10 protein-coding genes are annotated in these 20,713 nt (G+C 63.7%); 7 read left to right on the forward strand and 3 right to left on the reverse strand.

Annotated elements, in window-relative coordinates:
• The first annotated feature begins 8 nt into the window (after positions 1-8).
• Genes LH390_RS11605 through LH390_RS00290 form a run of 4 tightly spaced genes read left to right on the forward strand, consistent with a single transcriptional unit; the run spans position 9 to position 13,356 of the window.
• Positions 9-2,747, forward strand: coding sequence for a DNA methyltransferase (locus tag LH390_RS11605; RefSeq protein WP_346344288.1), 2,739 nt, complete (start codon positions 9-11; stop codon positions 2,745-2,747).
• A 6-nt stretch (positions 2,748-2,753) separates the two neighbouring features.
• Positions 2,754-4,640, forward strand: coding sequence for an Eco57I restriction-modification methylase domain-containing protein (locus LH390_RS11610; RefSeq protein WP_346344289.1), 1,887 nt, complete (start codon positions 2,754-2,756; stop codon positions 4,638-4,640).
• Positions 4,637-11,023: a DEAD/DEAH box helicase gene (locus LH390_RS11555; RefSeq protein ID WP_269961713.1), complete on the forward strand. Its 6,387-nt coding sequence runs from the start codon at positions 4,637-4,639 to the stop codon at positions 11,021-11,023. The genes LH390_RS11610 and LH390_RS11555 overlap by 4 nt, the downstream gene beginning before the upstream one ends.
• Positions 11,024-11,052: 29 nt before the next feature.
• The gene (locus LH390_RS00290) at positions 11,053-13,356 is read left to right on the forward strand and encodes a 3'-5' exonuclease (protein ID WP_227281142.1); all 2,304 of its coding nucleotides are present in this window, start codon (positions 11,053-11,055) and stop codon (positions 13,354-13,356) included.
• Positions 13,357-13,715: 359 nt separating this feature from the next.
• Here LH390_RS00290 and LH390_RS11635 read toward each other — a convergent pair whose 3' ends face one another.
• Both LH390_RS11635 and LH390_RS00300 read right to left on the reverse strand, forming a co-directional pair.
• On the reverse strand, positions 13,716-14,201 hold the full coding sequence (locus LH390_RS11635) for a DUF4411 family protein (protein WP_227281141.1): 486 nt from the start codon (positions 14,199-14,201) through the stop codon (positions 13,716-13,718).
• Position 14,202: 1 nt separating this feature from the next.
• Positions 14,203-15,339: an ImmA/IrrE family metallo-endopeptidase gene (locus LH390_RS00300; protein ID WP_227281140.1), complete on the reverse strand. Its 1,137-nt coding sequence runs from the start codon at positions 15,337-15,339 to the stop codon at positions 14,203-14,205.
• A gap of 216 nt (positions 15,340-15,555) precedes the next feature.
• Here LH390_RS00300 and LH390_RS00305 point away from each other — a divergent pair, with 216 nt between their 5' ends.
• Positions 15,556-16,164 (forward strand): DUF3558 family protein, encoded by a 609-nt coding sequence (locus LH390_RS00305; protein WP_227281139.1) that lies wholly within the window; start codon positions 15,556-15,558, stop codon positions 16,162-16,164.
• A gap of 381 nt (positions 16,165-16,545) precedes the next feature.
• Positions 16,546-18,084: a hypothetical protein gene (locus LH390_RS00310; RefSeq protein WP_227326832.1), complete on the forward strand. Its 1,539-nt coding sequence runs from the start codon at positions 16,546-16,548 to the stop codon at positions 18,082-18,084.
• On the opposite strand, the gene LH390_RS00315 is transcribed toward LH390_RS00310, so the two are convergent.
• The gene (locus LH390_RS00315; protein WP_227281137.1) at positions 18,085-19,137 is read right to left on the reverse strand and encodes a LacI family DNA-binding transcriptional regulator; all 1,053 of its coding nucleotides are present in this window, start codon (positions 19,135-19,137) and stop codon (positions 18,085-18,087) included.
• A 221-nt stretch (positions 19,138-19,358) separates the two neighbouring features.
• Here LH390_RS00315 and LH390_RS00320 point away from each other — a divergent pair, with 221 nt between their 5' ends.
• Positions 19,359-20,711, forward strand: a complete 1,353-nt coding sequence (locus LH390_RS00320; protein ID WP_227281136.1) for an MFS transporter — start codon at positions 19,359-19,361, stop codon at positions 20,709-20,711.
• Positions 20,712-20,713 lie beyond the last annotated feature (2 nt).

The raw sequence follows: 20,713 nt of genomic DNA on the forward strand, positions 1-20,713 counted from the left end.
GAACTCTCATGGCGCATTCTGATTCCATCATCAACGTTGAAGAGTTTATTAGCGATTACTACCTCACCACCGATGACAAGGGGAAGTCTTTCGGCGCGCGGGTGGACGCCTGCATCAAGGAGTGGAAGGCGCAGGATCAGCCGGGCGCTTTTGATCGGCTGAAGTCCCAGCGCTCCACGTTGCTTAATGCCATGACTTCGGGTGACGCCGCGACCATTAATGCGCAGTTGCGCGAGGTGTTGGGCTATGGGCAGCCGACTCCGACCACGGTGGAGACCGCCCACGGCACCTTCCTGACCACCCCGCTGTGGCGTGCCCCGGGTGTGATGGCTTTCGACGCCCCGGTGTTGACCTCCGAGGAGGCGCTGTCCGATGAGGCCGCGGCCATCGAGGTGGCGGTGAGCGCGCGCCGCCCCAAGCAAGCCACGTCACCAGAGCCCACGCAGCCCGAGCAGCCACCGCAGCAAGACGAAAGCACCAAGCACGAACCCCGCACCCCCGCCGCCCTGATCGGCGAGCTGTTCCTCAGCGTGGAGGCCCCGCAGCTCATCGTGGTTTTCGCGGGCCCGTTTGTGTTCTTGGCGCATAAGGATTCGTGGCATTTGGGCCGCTACCTGGCCTTTAACGTGGCTCTTGCCCTGGAGCGCGGGGATACTAAGGTGCGCGGCGAGTTGGCGCGCATTGCGGTGGCGTTGAGTCGGGAGAATGTGCAGCGCGGCCCGCAGGGGACGGGTATTGAGTCGTGGTGGCAGGTCACGCTGGATGAGTCGTTGGAGCATTCGGTTCAGGTCTCTGAGACGCTGCGGGTGGCGGTGCGTGAGTCTATTGAGGTGTTGGGCAATGATGTGTTGTCTCGGGTGGCCCGCCAGGGCGGCGATCCACTGAAGGTTGATGGGGCGCAGCTGACGCGGGAGGCGTTGCGCTATTTGTATCGGATTTTGTTTGTTCTTTTTGCGGAGACCCGCCCGGAGTTGGCTATTTTGCCGGTGGGTACGCCGGAGTATGACTCTGGTTATGGGTTGGCGCGGATTCGTGAGTTGATTGTCCATGAGCCGGTGGGTGTGGCTCAGGAGGAGGGCACGCATCTGTATGAGTCGTTGCGGGTGTTGTTCAGGCTTATCGACGCCGGCTCTCCCGAACCCCCAGCTGATCCGGTTGAGGGTGCTGCCCCGGCGCTGCAATTTCGTTCGTTGAAGGCGGATTTGTTCCAGCCGGATGCGCTGCCGTTGATTACCAGTGTGGGCTTGTCTAATCGTGCGCTGCACACGGTGTTGGTCAATTTGCTCATGACGCGTGAGACCCGCGGCCGGGATCGTGGCTTTATTTCTTATGCTTCTTTGGGCGTCTCGCAGCTGGGCCAGGTGTATGAGGGGTTGATGAGTTTCCAGGGTTTTGTGGCAACGCAACCCCTGGTGGAGGTGGCCCCTAATGGTAATCCGCACAAGGGTTCCTGGGTGGTCCCGGAGGCCCAGGTTGATGGCTTGCCGCAGGAGTGTGTGGTGGTGGAGCAGGTGCCTAGCCCGGATGGTGGGACGGTCACCCGCCCGCGCCGGTATGCGCCGGGGAGTTTTGTGTTCCGGCAGTCGTCGCGCGATAGGGAGCGTTCTGCGTCGTATTACACACCGCAGGTGCTCACGGAGTTTACGGTTGCGCAGGCCATTGAGGTGATGCGTGAGGAGGGCCGCCTCGAAAAGCACACGGACGTGTTAGAGGTGCGTATTTGTGAGCCCGCGTTGGGCTCGGGCGCGTTTGCCGTGGAGGCAGTCCGCCAGCTGGCCGCGCTGTATTTAGAGTTGTATCAGGAGCACACGGGTCAGCGTATTGCGGCGGAGGACTATTCTGCCCAGCTGCAAAGTGTGAAGGCCCATATTGCGTTGCATCAGGTCTATGGGGTGGATTTGAATGCCACGGCGGTGGAGCTTGCAGAGATTTCCCTGTGGCTGGATACCATGACCGCCCAGTTGCAGGCCCCGTGGTTTGGCTTGCATTTGCGCCGCGGTAATTCCCTTATTGGCGCGCTGCGTAAGACGTATTCGCCTTCCGAGGTTGCCAATAAGCAATACCTCCTTTCTCCCGCTTATCGACGCCCCGTCGCCGACCTCTCCCGCAGCCTCGCCGCGGGCACGGAGGACCCAGCCGTGGCCGGGCAGATCCATCACTTCCTGCTTCCCGCCAAGGGCTGGGGCGCGGCGGCAAACAACAAGGACGTCAAAGCCATTGCTTCCAGCCAGTCGGCCGCGCTGCGCACGTGGGCCAAGGAGACCACCCGGAAGCTGACTAAGACGCAGATCAAAGACTTGCAGGCCCTGGCCAGCAGGGTAGAGGCCCTGTGGTCCTTTGTGCTGGTGCGCATGCGCATCGCCGAAGACCAGGCCCGCCGGGACATCGCCTTCCCCGGCCACGAGCCGCAGGCACGTGACCGCGTGGTCACCCGCGAGGAGATTGAGCAGACGCTCTTCGGCGACCCGGACTCGGCCTACCAACGCCTGCGCCTGGTCATGGACGCCTGGTGCGCCCTGTGGTTCTGGCCGGTCGACCAGGCACACACGGCCCCGACTATCGACGAATGGATTGCCACCCTCCACGACATCCTGGGCGTGGTGCCCAAGGAGAAGAAGCGTTACGATCCCGCCCAGCTCAAACTGGGCCAACACCCCACGTGGGCGGAGATCACCGCCGCCGAAAACGTGGACCTGACCACCACCAGCGCCAAGCGCCACGCCGCGGTGCTGGACGCGCACCCCTAGATCGCGGTGGTCAAGGACATCGCCGCCGCGCAAGGCTTCTTCCACTGGGACCTGGACTTCGCCGCCGTCTTCGAGCGCGGCGGCTTTGATCTCCAGGTGGGCAACCCGCCGTGGGTGCGCCCGCGTACGGACGTGGATGCGCTGCGCTCTGAGTATGACCCGTGGTTCTCCCTGGCACACAAGCCCACCCAGGCGGCCAAAAAGGAGCGCGCGGACGTCCTCATGGAGGACCCACAGGCGGAGGCGGGCATCATCGCGGGCCTGACGGAAACCCTGGCCACCGCGGAGATTCTAAGTTCCATCACGGAATTCCCATTCCTGGAGAAGCAGCAGCCAGATCTCTACCGAGGCTTCATCGAGCGCACGTGGGAGAACGCCTCCGAGCATGGCGCGGTGGGGTTGATCCACCCGCGCTCATTCTTCACCGAGATTAAAGCGGGCCCCTTGCGTAAGCAGGCCTACCATCGTCTCCGGCGGATGTGGAACATTACCAACAAACTGGGCCTGTTCGACATTAACCGAGACGAAAAGAACTTCGTGGTTGCCGAGTATTCACGACGTCGGCAAGGCGTCAATTTCCTTTCTGCCTCCGGTGTCCATCACCCGCGCACCATTACAGACTCTCTGGTCCACGATGGCAGCGGTCCCGCTCCGGCGTTCCGGGACGATGAGGACAACTGGGACCTGCGCCCGCACCGGGACCGGATCATCACCGTGGACGAGGAAGAGCTGGAGGTCTGGCACTCCATCCTGGAGGATCCCGGCACGCCGATCGATGAGGCCCGTATGGTCTACACCGTCAACCGCCAGGCAGCCGGGGTGCTGGCGAAGCTCGCCGCGCAACCTCGCATGCGGGAGCTGTGCCTGAGCTATTCCCGTGGTTGGGATGAGAGCATAGACAGGAAGAAGGGCTACTTTGACACCGGCTGGGCGGTGCCCGCCACCTGGCAGGACGTGATCCTCCAGGGACCGCACCTGGGGGTGAGCTTGCCGATGCAGAAGGAGCCCAACCCCACGCTGCGCAACAACCAGGACTGGTCCGAGGTGGACCTGGAGGCCCTGCCCTTCGACTTCATCCCCGCCACGGCCTACCAGCCCAATAGGATCGAGCACCCGAGCTATGACGATGACTTCGGCTACTGGGGTGGCGTGCGCGTGGCGCACACTTACCGCATCGCGTGGAGGAAGATGGCCGCGAATACAGGGTTTAGAACTCTGTATTCTGTGATCATCCCGCCGGGATCTACACACGTTGATGGGGTGTATTCCACCGGCTCTTCCAATAGTGAAAGCTTGTGTTTCGCAGGGGCGATAGCTTCTGGGATTTTGAGTGACTTTTTTATACGCACTATGGGTACCGCAAACTTACGTGCTCCTGAGTTTGAATCCCTCCCCCTCGGCCGCCCCAACCCCCTGTGGCACCACATGGCCTACCAATACCTCCAGCTCAACTGCCTGACGGAGGCCTATGCGCCGCTGTGGGAGGAGATGACGGGCACGCCGTGGACGCCGCAGGTGCCGCTGCGCAAGGCCAAGGCGCGCCGGGCAGCGCAGGTCAACATTGATGCCATGGCGGCGCTCTCGCTGGGCATTAGCACCGATGAACTGTGCACGATCTACCGCACCCAGTTCCCGGTGATGCGCAAGTATGACCGTGCGGACCTGTTCGATGCGAACGGTCGGTTGGTGGCGGGGGACGTCGCTAAGCTGGAACGCAAGCTGCGCGCAGGCGAAACCCTGACTCGCGAGCAGCGCACGTGGGTGCACCCGCAATCGGGCGCCACCTACACCTTCGAGTACCCCTTCGCCGTGCTCGACCGGGAGGCGGACCTGCGCGCCGCCTACGCCCACTACGCACCCCTGCTGAACAAGGACGTCGCGGAAGAATCATGACAGCCACCACTGCCACCGGGGCGCTGAGCCCAGCGCACGCCAGCCAGCACCTGTACAAAGGTATTTCTGAATACCTGACCACCAGCTTCTCCCTGGCAGAACCACACACCGCGGCCCGGCTGCGGGGCTTCCTCCAAGACCCGGACCACGGGGTGTTCTACGGGCCCTACGTGCGCACCCGGCTGCCCTACGCCCCGGCGACCAACTGGCAGGACACGCTCGGCTGGCTGCCGCGCGGCTTTGTGCCCTATGACCACCAGGCGCGCGCCTTTGCCCGCCTGGCCAGCCAGGACGCCACCGGGCGGGCGCACACCCCGCAGCCCACGCTCATTGTCACCGGCACCGGCTCCGGCAAAACGGAATCCTTCCTGTACCCCATCCTGGACCACGCCCGGCGCGCGGCGGCTTTAGGAAAACAGGGGGTCAAGGCGCTGATCCTGTACCCCATGAATGCCCTGGCCGCAGACCAGGCGAACCGCCTGGCCGGGCTGATCGCGGGCACGGATGACCCGCGCCTGGGCGGGGTGCGCGCCGGGATCTACACCGGCGACTCCGCCACGGGGTCCGCCACCACAGTGTCTGCGCACAGCCTGATCACGGACCAGGACACTCTGCGCAAAAACCCGCCGGACATCCTGCTGACCAACTACAAGATGCTCGACCAGCTGCTGCTGCGCCCGGCGGATCGGGGCATCTGGAAGGCGTCTGCGCACAGCCTGCAATACCTGGTGCTCGATGAGTTCCACACCTATGACGGCGCCCAGGGCACCGACGTGGCCCTGCTGCTGCGCCGCCTGGGGTTGATGCTGGCGGACATCCGCGGCCAGAAGATCACCAGCGGTGCCGCGCCGCTGGGGGCGATCACCCCGGTGGCCACCTCCGCCACGCTGGGCAATGATGCAGACCCGTCCGCCATGCTTACCTTCGCCGCCACGGTGTTTGGCCGCACCTTTGGCCCGGAGGCCATCATCACCGAACGCCTGCTGGACGTGCCCCAGTGGCAGGGGGCCATGGAGGCCGAATATGGGCGCGAAGCTGCCAAGGTAGCCCACCCCAGCGCCGCGGAGCTGGGCGAGCTGGCTGCCGCGGTGAAGAAAGCCACGGAAGGGAAGGACGCCGAGCCGTACGTGGAGGTGGTGCGCCGAGCGGTCGTCGATAAGCTCCTCGGCGGGAGCGCTGAGCTGGACAGCATCCTCGCGCGCTACCCCCACCACCCGCTGTTTTCCCAGCTGATCACCGCCGGCACCACCATCCGCCACCTCGACGAGCTAGCCACCGCCACCCTCGGCGCGGCGCGCACCCTGCCGCGCGAAGAAGTCATGCGCATCCTGCTGACCTTCCTGGCAGACACCCGCGCGCGCCTCACCGCCCGCAGCGGCTGGAAAGGCAAATCCATCCCCGGCGTGGAGCTCCACCTGTGGGTCCGCGACGTCTCCCGCGTCGACCGCGACACCTCCCCGCGCCCGGACGACACCGCCTTCCGCTGGGCCGATACCGCCGCCACCGCCGCGCGCCCCGACGCCACGCCCACCTCCGGCGAGTCCGCACCCGGCGGCGGCGTGTGGCTGCCCGCCTGCTACTGCCGCCACTGCGGGCGCTCCGGCTGGTCAGTGGCCACCGAACCCAACAGCCCCGACGCCCTGGAACTCAACCCCGCCACCATCCGCGCCCTGTCCCTGACAGACCCCTCCCGGATGCGCCCGCTTATCGACGCCACCCCCGAAGCCCGCGCACGCACCGGCACCGCAGGTGCGGCGAACGGTGCTGCCGGCTTCGCCTGGTTCAACGCCACCCGCGGCACCCTGGAAGACACCCCCGGCACCGAACAAGAACGCGACGCCGCCACCACCATCCCCGTGCTTACCTATGACAGGCGCGGCAAAGACCTCACCGACCACGCCCGCACGCAGACCTGCCCGGCCTGCGGGGAACGCGACGCCATCCGCTTCATCGGCTCATCCGTGGCCACGCTGCTGTCCGTGGCGCTGTCCAACCTCTTTGGCATGCCCGGCCTGGACGCCGCAGAGAAAAAGACCCTGGTGTTCACCGACTCCGTCCAGGACGCCGCCCACCGCGCCGGCTTTGTCCAAGCCCGCTCGCACGCCTTCGGCCTGCGCACCCTGATCACCGGGGTGGTGGATCGCGCCGGGGACCAGGGGCTTAACCTGGACCACATCGTTGACGGCCTGGTTGCCGCCGCGGGCACTGATGCCCGCCGCCGCTTCGAGCTGCTGCCGCGCACCATGGCTGACTACAAGTCCTTCAAGCCCTTCTGGTCTGGGCGCATTACTAAACGAGTGCCCAAGGCCGTGACCCACCGCCTGGCACTAGACCTGGCCCTGGAATGCGGCCAGCGCTCCGACCTGCCGCGCTCCCTGACGCAGACCGGCACGCTGACAGTCGGTGTCAGTGCTTCCGACGCCGTGCTGGATGCCGCGGCGGAAGCGGCCCTGGACGCCGTGGCTCAACAGACCACGCTTTTTACCACCCGGCCCGGTGCCTGCCGCGTTGCTTGGGCGCGCGGCGTGCTGGAACTGATCCGCCTGCGCGGGGGCATCAACACCCCGCTGCTGGGCAGGTTCCTGCGCGGCGGGGCCAACGCCTACCTGCTCAACACCACCACCGCGCGCGCCAGCGGGGTGCCCGCCTTCCCGCCCGGCGGCGCGCCGGAGTTTCCCCGCCGCGGCGGAGGCTCCAAGGACGAGCGCTCCGTGACCAACATCGGCGGCAAAACCGACCGCTACGCCCAGTGGACCGCACGGATCCTGGACATCTCCCCCTACGACGCCGGGGCGGCCGTGGCCAACCTGCTTGACCAGCTGGCCCACCGCGGCATCCTGGATGCGATTACCACAGACGAAAACACCACCCTCTACGCGCTGCCCGCCAGCCGGATTGTTGCCGCACGCAGTGAGGACGGCACCGTGCTGCGCTGCACCGTCTGCTCCGCAACCATGGGGCTCGACCCCCACGGGCACGCCCTGCTGCGCGGCGCACCCTGCTGGGTCGTCGGCTGCACCGGCACCCTCGAGCCCGCCGCCACGGCCGAGGACTACTACCGCAAGCTCTACCGCAACTCCCACCCGCGCTCCGTCGTGGCGGCCGAACACACCAGCCTGCTTGAGACCAAGGAACGCCAGGACTTAGAGGACTCCTTCCGGGGTATCGGCACCCCAGCGCCCGACGCCCCCAACGTCCTGGTAGCCACCCCCACCCTAGAGATGGGCATAGACATCGGAGACCTCTCCACCGTCATGCTGTCCTCCCTGCCACGCAGCGTCGCCTCCTACGTCCAACGCGTGGGCCGCGCCGGGCGCTTGAGCGGCAACTCCCTGATCCTGGCCACCATCCAAGGCCGCGGCGAAGCACTCACCGTGCTGGACGATCCCCTGACCATGATCGCCGGGGCCGTCGAACCGCCCTCGGCGTTCCTGCGCGCCCGGGAAATCCTGCGCCGCCAATTCATCGCCCGGGTGCTCGACACCATGGACATCGGCGATGTGCGCGACGCGCGCGGGGTGTTCGCGCCGGTGAGCGAGGGGGGCGTCGAAAAGCAGGACACCCCGTTGGCCGACCGGATCATCGAGCGGGTGAGCAGCGGAATCCACGACGTCCTCGTCGGATTCATCAGTGCCCTCGGCACAGAAATCACCCCAGAAGACGCCGGAGAACTCAGCTCCTGGGTCCACAGCAACGACGCCGACGGCCTGGCCGCCCAAGTCCGCCGCGCCGCCGACAGGTGGCTGACCGAACTGCGCGAACTCCACGCCCGGCGCGCCGCCCTAGTCACCCACGCCGCTGAGCTTGAACAACGCGTCGAACGCAACGCACGCGACCAAGAAGCCGACCAAGAACGGCGCAACGCCCGCGCCACCCAACGCGCCGTGGGCAAACAAATCAGCGAACTGACCGACAAATACTGGATCAACGCCCTCGAACTCTACGGGCTGCTGCCCAACTTCACCCTGCTCGACGACACCGTCGAACTGACCGTCTCCGTGAGCACCTTCGACCCCGACAAGGGCGAGATGACCATCGACCCCCAGACCTACACCCGCGGACTCGCCTCCGCGATCACAGAACTCGCCCCCGGGGCCACCTTCTACGCCAAAGGCATCGCCGCCCGAATCGACTCCGTAGAAATCACCAACAACAACCGGCCACGCACCTGGCGCATCTGCCCAGACTGCTCCTACGCGCAAGAAGACACCGCCGGGGCTGCGCCGGCGCGGGTGTGCCCCTGGTGCGGCAGCGCCGGATTCGGCGGCGCCGAACAACGACTGCCCGTGCTGCCCATGACCAAAGTCTCCGCACAAGTCCAACGCGACCGGGCCTCCATCACCGACTCCACCGATGACCGCAAACAAACCCGCTTCAACCAAGCCGTCACCCTCACCATCCCCGACGGCGGCGACCGCGGCACCTGGTACACCACCGGCACCGGATTCGGCGTCACCGACCTGCGCCGCGTCAACGTCAGTTGGCTCAACCTGGGCAAACAAGGCCAATCCCCACTCCACATCGCCGGCGGCGAAGTCAACGCCCCACTCTTCGAAGTCTGCGCCGAATGCGGCCACGTGCCCGCCGAACCCTTCGAAGACTCCCGCCGCGGACACCGCCCCTGGTGCTCCCGGCGCACACCCGCCACCGCCCTGGAAGACCCACCCGCACCAGAACACTTCGCCCTCGCACGCACCCTAAACACCCAAGGCCTACTGCTGAGCATCCCGGCGATCATGACCGCCCGCGACACCTCCGCGCTGCCCACCTTCGCCGCCGCCCTGCGCCTAGGCCTGTCCCGCATGCTCGGCGGCAAACCACAACACATCACCATGGCCACCGTGACCAAGCCCAAACCCGCCGGATCCCAGCTGCGCGCCAACCCCCAAGCCCTGCTGATCTATGACGAAGTCCCCGGCGGCACCGGCTACCTCACCCAATTCGCCCAAGCCCCCACCATCCGGAGGATGCTGCTGGCCGCCTATGAGGTGGTATCCACCTGCGAATGCGCCGCCAAAGACCAGCTGTGCTGCCCCAAGTGCCTGCTGCCCTTCGCCCTGCGCGGGCAGGCGGACAAGACCTCCCGCGCGCTGGCGGCGGAGGTGCTCTACAACCTGCTGGCGGATGTGGAAGCTGGCGCTGGTGCTGGCTCCGCTGGTGCTGGCGGTGCTGGGGCTGTGGGCGCTGCTGGGGGCGGCGTCGATAGTCATGGTGCTCCCGGGGAAGCCGATGGCCGGATGAGCCTTGCCGCCCTGACCGAAGCCACCTGGGAGATCAGTGCGGAAGCCCCGAAGGAAAGCGCCGAAAGCGTCCTGGAAATCCGCTTCCGCGAACTGCTCGGCGAAGCGCTAAAAAAGCAGAACTTTAGCGTCGAGACCATCGCCCAAGCCGGCACCGAACAACTGCGCATCACCTCGCCGACCAGCCGCACCGAATGGATGATGAAGCCCCAGGTCCACCAAGAATGGACCACCCCAGACTTCGTCTTCGAAACCATCCGCGGCGGCAACCACAAAATCGCCGTCTACCTCGACGGCTACACCTACCACCGCGACCAACTGCCCGAAGACGCCCAAAGGCGCAACCGGCTGCGCGACAACGACTGGATCGTCTGGTCCCTGACCTGGGACGACCTGGGCCGCTACGAAAACGGCGACGGCGCCCAACGCTCCTGGTACGACCCCGCCACCCCCACCGTGGCCTCCGCACGCAGCCTGGCCAACGCGGACGAACTGTCCTCCGTGCGCAAAGACCCGTTCAGCCAACTCATCGACCTGCTGCGCGAGCCGCGCCCGCAGCGCTGGCAAGGCGTGGCCAAACAAGCCCACGCGGTGCTCGTCCAGCGCGGCGGCTCCGTCATCAGAGGCAACAAAATCCTGGTGCGCATCGCCGACGACTCCGTCTTCCTGGTCGCCGCCCCCACCACAGACATCCACCTCATCTTCGACGCCGGACACAAAGACAACAAAGACAACTGGAACACCTTCCTGGCAGTAAGCAACCTGATAGGCCTGGAAGGCAACCGGGTTGTCTGCGAGGTAGTGACCAACCCGCCAGCGCACATCAACGCGCTCTACGACGCCCCCGCAGCCCCCACGTATGACCCCTACTGGCAGGACTGCCTATCCCAGTTCGACCCCAACGATGAATACGACGCCCAGGTCATCGCCGCCATTGAAGCCCTGGCCCAGGCAAACGCCCCCCACGCCGACGACGACGCCGAAGAAATCGACGGCCTGCCCTTCGCCCTGGTGTGGCCCGAGCAGCGCATCGCCCTGGACTACGGCGACGGCCTGGAACTCGACGGCTGGCAGGTACTCGACCCGGCGGCCGTGGCCCACGGCGACATCCCCGAAGCGCTGCGCGGTCAGGTGCGCGGATAGCGAATTGTGAGCGGATTGTGAGGAAAACCATGAACATCACCATGTCCTGGCTGGACAAAAACAAAATCAAGCAGAAATACGACGGCTCCATCAAAGGCAAGCTGCTGGATTTCATTCTCAAGCTGCAAGCCAACCCGGATGCGCCCGGCCTGCACCTCGAACCCATCGTCGGCTCCGTGGACAAGCGCATCCGCAGCGCCCGCGTAGACAAAGGCTGGCGCGCCCTGCTTTTCGACCTCACCAGCGCCCACACCCGCCACTTTGTCATCGTCGGCGTCTTCCCCCACGAGGAGGCCTACCGCCGCGCGGCCACCATGGTGCTGCGCGTCAACCCCATTAACGGGATTACCAGCCTGCTCGAGGAAGCCGCCGCCGAGCCGATCCCTGCGGCGCCCGCCCCGGCTCCCGCACCTGCTCCCGCTCCCGCCCCCGCCGCGCCCCTGCTCACCGTCACCGCCGCCCAGCTTGAGGCCGAGCTGGGCATCCACCCGCAGGAAAGTGCGGAGGTGCTGGCGGTGACGTCGGAAAGCGAACTCGACGACGCGCTGGCCGGCACGCCGCGCTGGGTGTCCGAGGCCTTCCTGGGGCTCGTCGCCGGCATGAGCTTCGCCGACATCCGCGCCGAGCTGGGCATCGACCTCAACGCCGCGCCCGCGGGTAGCGACGACGACGCCGCCATCATCGCCGGTCTGCACACCCCCGCCGCGCGCATGGAATTCGCCTGGATCGACGCCGGCGACACCGACGAGCTGCGCCGCGTCATCGAAACCGGCGACTTTGCCACCTGGCGCACCTGGCTGCACCCCAGCCAACAAGCAATCGTGGACCGCAACTACACACACGCCGGGCGCATCACCGGCGGCGCCGGCACCGGCAAAACCGTGGTGGCCATCCACCGCGCCAACCGGCTGGCCACCAGCGGATCCGTGCTGCTCACCACCTATACGCGCGTGCTCGCCGAGTCTCTGCGCCGCCTGATCACCGAACTCAACCCCGACTTCCCCGAAGCCACCCACCCCGGCGCCCCCGGCCTGTGGATCGACGGCATCGACCGCATCATCTCCCGCACGCTTATCGACGCCCCCGCCGACCTCATCGCACACGCCTACCACGAAGTCCTGGGGCTCACCGACCCTCTCGAAGCACCCCGCGCGCTCGACGCCACCACCCAACAACGCTGGTGGAAAGAAGCCGTAGACATGACCGGCGGCGTCACCGGCGCGCTGGCCGCACCCCAATTCCTGGCCGAAGAATACGAAGCCGTCATCCTCACCCAGGGAATCACCACCCTGCCCGCCTACCGACGCGCCCCCCGACCCGGCCGCGGCACGCCCCTAGGCCGGGCGCAACGAGCCAGCGTATGGAACGTGATCCAAGCCTTCGAACGCCTCTGCCAGGCCGAACGCCGCTTCCCCTTCCCCGTGCTCGCCGCGCTCGCTGCCAGCGTCCTGCGCGCCCAGGGACCCTTGTTCGACCACATCATCATCGACGAAGCCCAAGACTTCCACGCCGGCCACTGGCTCTTCCTGGCAGCCGCCGCCGCCGACGGGCCCAACAACATCTTCATCGCCGAAGACTCCCACCAACGCATCTACGGCCAACGCCTCAGCTTGCGCGAATACGGCATAGAAACCCGCGGACGCTCCACCACACCGCTGCGCCTCAACTACCGCACCACCCGCGAAAACCTGGCCTACGCCGTCAGCATGCTCGGCGGCACCGACGTCAACTGGGTCGACCTCGACGGCGAAGAAGACACCACCCACGGCTACCGATCCGCCCGCAGCGGCCCCCTGCCCCAAGTCCACGACTTTGACACCGAAGCCGACGAATTCGCCTACGTGGTGGACACCGTGCGCGAATGGTGGGAGGCTGCTGGCGGTGCAGGTGCGGGGAGTGGCGGGGGCGTCGATAAGCGCACCGATGCTGACGGCGACGATGCTGACGGCGGTGAGCGTGGTGACGGTGCTGACGGCGCTGGGCGTGGTGACATCCGCATCGGCATCCTCGCGCGCACCAACCGCACCGCCACTGACCTGCTCGATCGCCTTCACGAAGCCAACCTGCCCGCAGGCACCGGTGACCAAGACAACTCCATCACAGTGCTGACCATGCACTCCGCCAAAGGCATGGAATTTAGCAACGTCATCCTGGTCGGTATGAGTGACGAGCACATGCCCCTGCACTACATCACCCGTGGGCTTGGCGAACACGAAAAAAACGAAAAACTCCAACAAGAACGCGCCCTGCTCTACGTCGCGGCTTCGCGAGCCCGCGACCAGCTGGTCATCACCAGCAGCGGCACCAGGTCGGGGCTGGTGCCGGCGGTGTAGGTGTGGTTGGTTTTGGTGCTGTTGGTTGCCGCAGGGCGGCTGCGCGTTGGCGCGATTCGGTAGCTAACGTTTGTCGTGGCCAACATGAAGACGTCCGATGTCTTCACGGATTTTTGCGGCCCTGCGTTTCCGCAGGTCAGATTTTAGTTTCCGTGGCAGGTTACGACATGTTCGAATGGCGGCGGCGTTTTCGGCGCGGATTGGTGGCCGGCGGGGGCGTCAGGAAAACGGAATGCGGCAGTGGTGTGGGGGAGTGTCAGGAGACCTTGACCTTCGTATTGTCACTCCGACTCGTGGCACCTGGCGCTGGTGGCCACTAAGCGCTCGAAATTATGGCAGGTGAGGTGTGTTTCTATTGCCTAAAAATGCAGCTTGTGGCGCCGCAGTACCTCTAGGAAAGTTGGGCGGGCAATCCCGAAGTGGTCTGCGACGTCGGGAATTTTGACCTTCTTCTTACCTCCGTCTGTTGGCACTTCATACGTCAGAATAGGAAGGTTGTGTTCCTTTGCGGAGGCTAGCGCCCAAGAATCAGCCACGCTGGCAAATTCACGTAAAGCAGATGGCCGATATTGGGGCTCTCTTTCCTGTGCAACCCAATTGAAGATTTTTCCATAACACGTTACTGTGTCTTCTGTTTTTGGAAGAATGTGGTCGGACGTCAAATGTGAGCTCATCCATCCCGCTTGGGGCCCGTACCAGGTACTGATCTCCTTATAGATCTCCTTTGGGTATACGAACACACCGGTATTACAAAGCCTGGATAGTTCTTCCCAAAGGGATGGAAAGACCTCAGCTGGATAGATATTCCAAGCGGTTGCAATAACGTTGGTGTCTAAGACGTACACGTTACACCGCCTCGGCCATAAGATTGGCTAGGCCTTGGAAAGAATCACGGGTTTTGATTCCTAAATATCCAGCCGCGGTCTTTTGCGTAATCAAGCCATTAGTCGCCGCCTCCATGACAGTACTGGTGAAGCGATCGCCCATGCGGTGTCGTGTCAGAACCGCGAAAGAGGGGCCACCATTGCTCGGCGTGCGGGAGCTAGTGGCCGGTTGGAGCTGAGATATAAGTTGCGTCGCTATGGGTCTGCTGATAATGTCCAGGTCAACTAATCGCCAAAGTAATGCCTCTCGGCTCGCTCCGAATTGTTTTGCGGTATTGGCGACTGTTGTTCCTAAGTCGGATTCGTCAAAGGATTGCTGCAGGATTGCAGTACCTGGCATCAGAAGCTCGCCGGCAAATAAATTGCACCAACGTTCAACCCCGGTCGATGACTGTTCGGAACCGGAAAGACCTGGTTGTCCGCATACGATATGGCCTAACTCGTGCGCGAGGCTAAACAGCTGGGCAGTCACTGTATCCCGGGTATTTATGAAAACGAGACCATAATTTCCGTCTCGGAGGGTGAAACCGCGGAACTCGTGAATATCTAAAGGTCTTTTGGTGGAGTGTTCGACAATCGAGTTCCGCATGACGAGCAGACCATGGTCCTCCATAGCCGTAACCAAGGTCTTTAGCTTGTTGGGTCCCGGTACTGGTTTGTCTGATGGCCAACCGAACATGTTGCGAACTTCGCGTGCACAAGGGGCAGGGTCTGAGTCGAGATTAGACATCTCCAGCAGATTAGGTCCCTCGATGCCATGTTCTTCTGCGTATTCGGCATACCAACCAAGTCGAAACTCGGCGTGATTAATGGTGTCGATCAACTCTGGGCTTGGTTTCGACACGCCGCTTCCGCGCACGGTTCTGAAGTCCGGAAGTTGAATCTGGTCGGCAACAGCGGCAGGGTTTTCAAGCAGCAGGTACCCGAATGGCACCTGTGCTGATTGGGCAAGTTTCTGGGCCTGATTGAACGTGGGGCGTGCGGAGCCGTCTATCCAAGCATCAAGGCGTGGAAATTTTTTGCTCAACTCTTCATCGGAGAGCCTGGTGCGGTCGATGGCCCATGCCAGCACCTTGGGTGTGATGGAGACGGTAACCACGGTACGGACCCCCTTCCTCTTGGCCGCGCTCGCAATGGTGTACGTGCTAGGTTACCGGTTTGTCTCTTTCGGTGCCGGCGCGGACACGTAGTCTCCAACAGCCTCAGGGGTGTTGGGAACCGATGGCAGGTCAATCCAGTCATATACGGGGACGAAGCCAGAGTGACCCAAGGCTTTGTAGCTTTCCGATGACTGCCTATCGACGCCGAGGACCCCATGAATAGAGCACTGACCACGCTGTTTGGAACGCTGAGCTTAGTACTGCTGTCTGGCTGCATGTCTGGAGACGATGCAGCTGCGCCCCAAGGTACAACCGGTGTGGCTGGTACTGCATCCACCCCGAAGGGGGGTATGCCGAAGAGCCTCGTAGCCCCGATTGTGTTTGGAAGCTTCGACGCGGAGGCCCCAGACTTCCAGCTGTTCAAGCCATGCGAGGAGATCCCTGCCGAGGTGTATCGGGAGATTGGGTTGGGGGAGAAGCAAGGGGATAACCATGCAATTGGGGTAAGTCAGTATTGCTTTTTTCGACCGGACCCAACTCGTGGAGAATCTCAGGTATATACAGTGGGGGTAGATATCTTAAGAAGGGATGATGCGCCTAAGGGTGAAATATCTGTTCTGGAAGGGCGATTTCATGACAACGTTGAAGTCCATCGAACCATTTTTCCCGATGATCAGGATGACTCCTGTAGGTTGAGTATTTGGACTTCGCGTGGACGATTGGAGATCCAGCGTTTGGATGGTGAAGTAGTCAGTCAAGATCAGATCTGTGCCGACGTATTTGAAAAGTCTTACTCATTAATTGATTTTATTAAGGGGGAATAAATGGAGATGAATGTAAGCCTTTCGGCTTCTAGTGCTAACTGTGAAGAATTGACGGGTCTTCTTACTGTCGCAAAGGGGGCTAGTGGATTCTCACTGACAGCCACGATCAACGGTTCCTTTTCTACTGTCTCCGGCCTCGATCAGCTCGGGGTCAACCATGGAGCAATCTTGAAGGGTGCACCAGGGTCTGCTCTGCGTGTGTTGACCAGCTACGCCGCACAAGTGCGATGGCTGCGGCAAGCCCTGAAGGCCAGTGTTGATGCCCTGGTAGGACAAGACACTCACAATGCACGCGCCCTGAGCATCGCAGACGAAGGCGGCACAGCCGGCCACAGTGCTGTCGGTTTTCCAGCACGTCCGCCCAAGGTCATCGAGCCTTTCGTGTTTACCCCGCCGGTCGTTGCTCCGGCGGTGTCCATCAACCAGCTGGCAGCATCGTTTGCTGCCACGCAGGTGCACCAGGCGGAGCAGTCTGCGGCAGTCTGGGCGCAGATGGCCGCGGAGATCGGCAAAGTGGCTGCTGGGTTGGCGCAGGTAGCAATGTCAGTGACGGCGGTTAATCACGGACTGGTGTTCACCAAGGCCGCAACCCATATTGCTCAGATGGCAGCCACCGGAAAGGTATTTGCCACCAATGCCGCACTCGTCGGGGCGTCTACGCACGCGCTGACCGCCGCAACAGCCGCCGGTAGGGCAGCGGTGGAATCCGCCCGCACTGCTATTAATGCCATTCCGGATGTTGAGTTACGTCTCCAGGCGGAGGCCTCTTTCTTGCAGTCCTTCCCCGGGGCGTTTACGCCCATGTTGGCTGCGGCGATACCTCCGGTGAATAACCTCATGGACTTAGACTCGCACGTTAATGTTCCGGCATTGCTAGGTCTTGGGATGGATGCCATCGGCGGGAATGGGCATAAGCATGATGCCTCCGGGCTTGTCCCGGCTGGTCAGCGTGCGCTTGACCGGCTTGTTGATGCCACCCGTTATGTTGCGGATAATCCAGGGGCCAACTTTGAACAAGTGCACAATAATCTTCAGCATGCCGAGCGCATCGGCGCGAATTCGGCAACAACCACGGCCGCCGGGGCAGAATCGGCGGCAACGCAAGCAACACACGGCGCACAAGGCCTGACCCAACAAGCAGGCCAAACAGCACACCAAGCCGGCCAAGCAGCACAGCAGGCAGCTAACGCAGTCGGGGCCGGCGGCGAGCACGCAGTCCGCCAGGCCGGCACACAACTAGGCGGCGCGCCCGGTACCCAGGCACACCCAGGTGGGGGTGTAGCTTCCCCGCTAGCCGGTATGGGTGGTGCAAACCAGCACGGCCAAACTGGTGGCGCTCCACGAGTAGTCGGCAGCAGTGGTGGGGGACTTGGCGCTCACCAGGTGGGCACACATGCGTCCTCGACAGGAGTGCCACTCGCCCCGATGGGGCCGATGGCCGCAGGTCTTGCAGGTGCTGGTGGTTATCCGGTGCACCGCACACCAGGTGTTGGTGGTGGTGCGATGTCACCGGGGGCTGGTTCGATGTTTGGGGCCGGGCAGGTAGGCCTGCCCGGCGGTGCCGGAATCAGTGGTGCCGGAATGGGTGCCGGGCTGGGTGGCGCCGGGTTGGGTGGTGCTGGCCTGCGGGCGGGGATGCCGGGGGCCGGTGGCTCTTTTACAGGCAGCGCTTTAGGCGGTGGCCCCGGCACCCCGCAGGGAATCGCAGGGGCTGCGGGAGTGGGGGCGTCGAGAAGCGCGAGTGCTGGTCGTGGGATGGTTCCGATGATGGGTGCGGCAAACCCTGGTGCGCAGAACAAGAAGCGCGGCCCGGTTAAAGCGGTGACCAGCAAGGTTGAGCGTAAGGGTAATTTAAAGGCGCTGTTGGGTGACCCGGAGCCGGTGGTGCCCGGCGTGATCGGGGCGTGGGTACGCGACTAGTTAGAGGGGGTGGACGGATTGCCGGGTGACCAGGGGCATATTCACCAGTAGTGCATCGCCGGTGTTTTTGTGGCTGCGCAAAGCGGTGGGCTCCAGGATCAGTGTCGCGGCAATTCGGCCCATTTCTAGGTAGGGAATTTGCACAGAATTAAGCCCGGGATGCAGGTAGGAGGCTAATTCCTCATTGTCAAAGGAAACTACGGACATGGAATCTGGGGCATTCAGGCCGGAGTGGTACAGGCCGAAGGCAATGCGGTCATTTGCGCAGATGACGGCGGTGACGGGGTCGTCGGGATGAGCGGCGTTGAACTCGGCAATCTGGTGGCCGGCGCGGTAGCCCAGATCCGGCTCCCAGGCGGCCCCCTCAACCTCAAAGGCGGTGGTCAGGCCCGCGTGGGCGAGCGCCTGGTCAATGCCGGCAAGGCGGTGGGTGATGGTGACGGAGACCTGCGGGTCCAGCAATTCGGCGGATCGGCCGACGAGCGCGATGCGGCGATGGCCGGCGTCAAGCAGGTGGCTGGCGGCGGTGTGTCCGGCGGTGAGTTCATCGGGAAGCACGCTGGGCAGCACCCAGTCGGTGTCATCGACGGTGGCCGTGCCATTGACAATCACCGCGGGGGTTTGGCGCGGAAGGCGCGGGATACGGACGTGGCGGGAGCGCATGAGGGCGAAAACAAAACCGTCGACGCGGCGTGCCGCAAGAGCATCAATGGCAGCTGGCAGGCCGGGGGAGTCGAAGGGGGTTTCCGCCATGAGGACCAAATGGTCATGCTCGGCGGCAACGTCGAGGGTGCCGCGGATGAGCGCGGAGGCGTAACGGGTGGTGGTGACCTCGTCAGAGATGAATGCGATGGTGCGGGAGCGGCCGGTGCGCAGGCTACGCGCGGTGGGGTCAGCAAGGTAGCCCAGCTCTTGGGCGGCAGCACGAATCTTCTTGGCGGTCGCCGGGGCGATCCGGCTTCCGGGCTTGTTGTTGAGCACCAGGCTCACCGTGGTGACAGAGACCCCGGCTGCCAGTGCTACCTGGGCGATGGTCACCCGTTTCTGCGGCATGGTCTCATGCTAACCGCCTCGGCGGTGTGATAGAAGTCATAGTTTTGGGGCTGTTGAGAGGTGTGGGGGAGTGGTTAAGATGACGGTAGCTAAAAGGTTTTAGCGCAGCGTGTGCACACGACTATGGCGCAGTTAAAAACCCGCCCACGCAAGGGTTTTTCCTATCGTCCGAGGACTCGCCCAGGCACACACTGTTATCAATTTGAAAGGTCCGTGACACCATGACCGCACCACCGCAGGGGGCAAAGCTCCAGGCGCTGCGCAACCCCCACTACCTCCAAAGCTCGGCAACCCTCCTGTTGTTCTTCATGTCGTGGGGCGTGTGGTGGTCGTTCTTCCAAATCTGGTTGACCAACGGGGAATCCGGACTGGGGCTAGCCGGCGCGCAAGTGGGCTGGATCTACTCCGTTAACTCCGTGGTCACCCTGGTGTTCATGCTCATCTACGGCACCATGCAAGACCGCCTGGGCACCCGGCGCACCCTGGCCATCTGCGCGGCGATCATCCAAGCGCTGATCGGACCATTTGTCATGTGGATCTACCGGCCGCTGCTCGAGCACGCCTTCGCCCTGGGCGTGATCATCGGCTCCGTGGTGCTCTCTGCCGGGTTCCTCGCCGCGGCCGGACTGCTCGAAGCGCTGTCCGAACGCCTCTCGCGCCGCCACAACTTTGAATACGGCCAAGCCCGCATGTGGGGCTCCTTTGGATATGCGGTGGTAGCCCTCGGCGCCGGGTTCCTGTTCAACATCAACCCCATGCTCAACTTCTGGGCCGGATCCGCCTTCGGTGTGGCCGCCCTGCTGGTGCTGGTCGCCTGGCGTACCCCCACTTCCGCAGGATCAAGCCCCGCAGGCGCCGCAGCTGGCCCAGCTACTAACGACGCCGCCCCCGTCACCGACGAGCAGTCCACCCCAGGGCTGCGCGACATGGTCGCGCTGCTGAAAATGCGCAACCTTTGGCTGATCATCATCCTGGTGTTCTTCACCTGGACCTTCTACACCGTCTTTGACCAGCAGATGTTCCCGGACTTCTACACCAGCCTCTTCGAATCGCGTCACCGCGGCCAAGAGGTCTACGGCATGCTCAACTCCGCCCAGGTGTTCCTTGAGGCCGCAATGATGGGGTTGGTCCCGCTGCTCATGCGGCGCATCGGGGTGCGCAACACCCTGCTGCTGGGCGTGGCGGTGATGTTCCTGCGCATCGGCGGCTGCGCGATCTTCTCCACGCCGGTGGCAATCTCGTGCGTGAAGATGTTCCACGCCCTGGAAGTACCCCTGTGCATCCTGCCGGTCTTCCGCTATTTCACCTTGCACTTCAACCCGAAGCTGTCCGCCACGCTCTACATGGTCGGTTTCCAGATCGCCTCCCAGCTGGGTGTGGCGCTGCTCTCCCCGGTGCTCGGCCACGTGCGCGATGGCATCGGCTACCAGCCCACCTTCGTCCTCATCAGCCTGATCGTCGCCGCGGCTGGCGTCTACGGGTTCTTTGCCGTGAAGAAGGATGACCAGGACGTCGAAGGCGATCCCTTCGTCCGCGAGGGCAAAAGCCACGCAACCACCACCAAGGAGGCCTAACC

This window comes from Corynebacterium uberis (genome assembly GCF_020616335.1).
GTDB classification, from domain to species: domain Bacteria; phylum Actinomycetota; class Actinomycetes; order Mycobacteriales; family Mycobacteriaceae; genus Corynebacterium; species Corynebacterium uberis.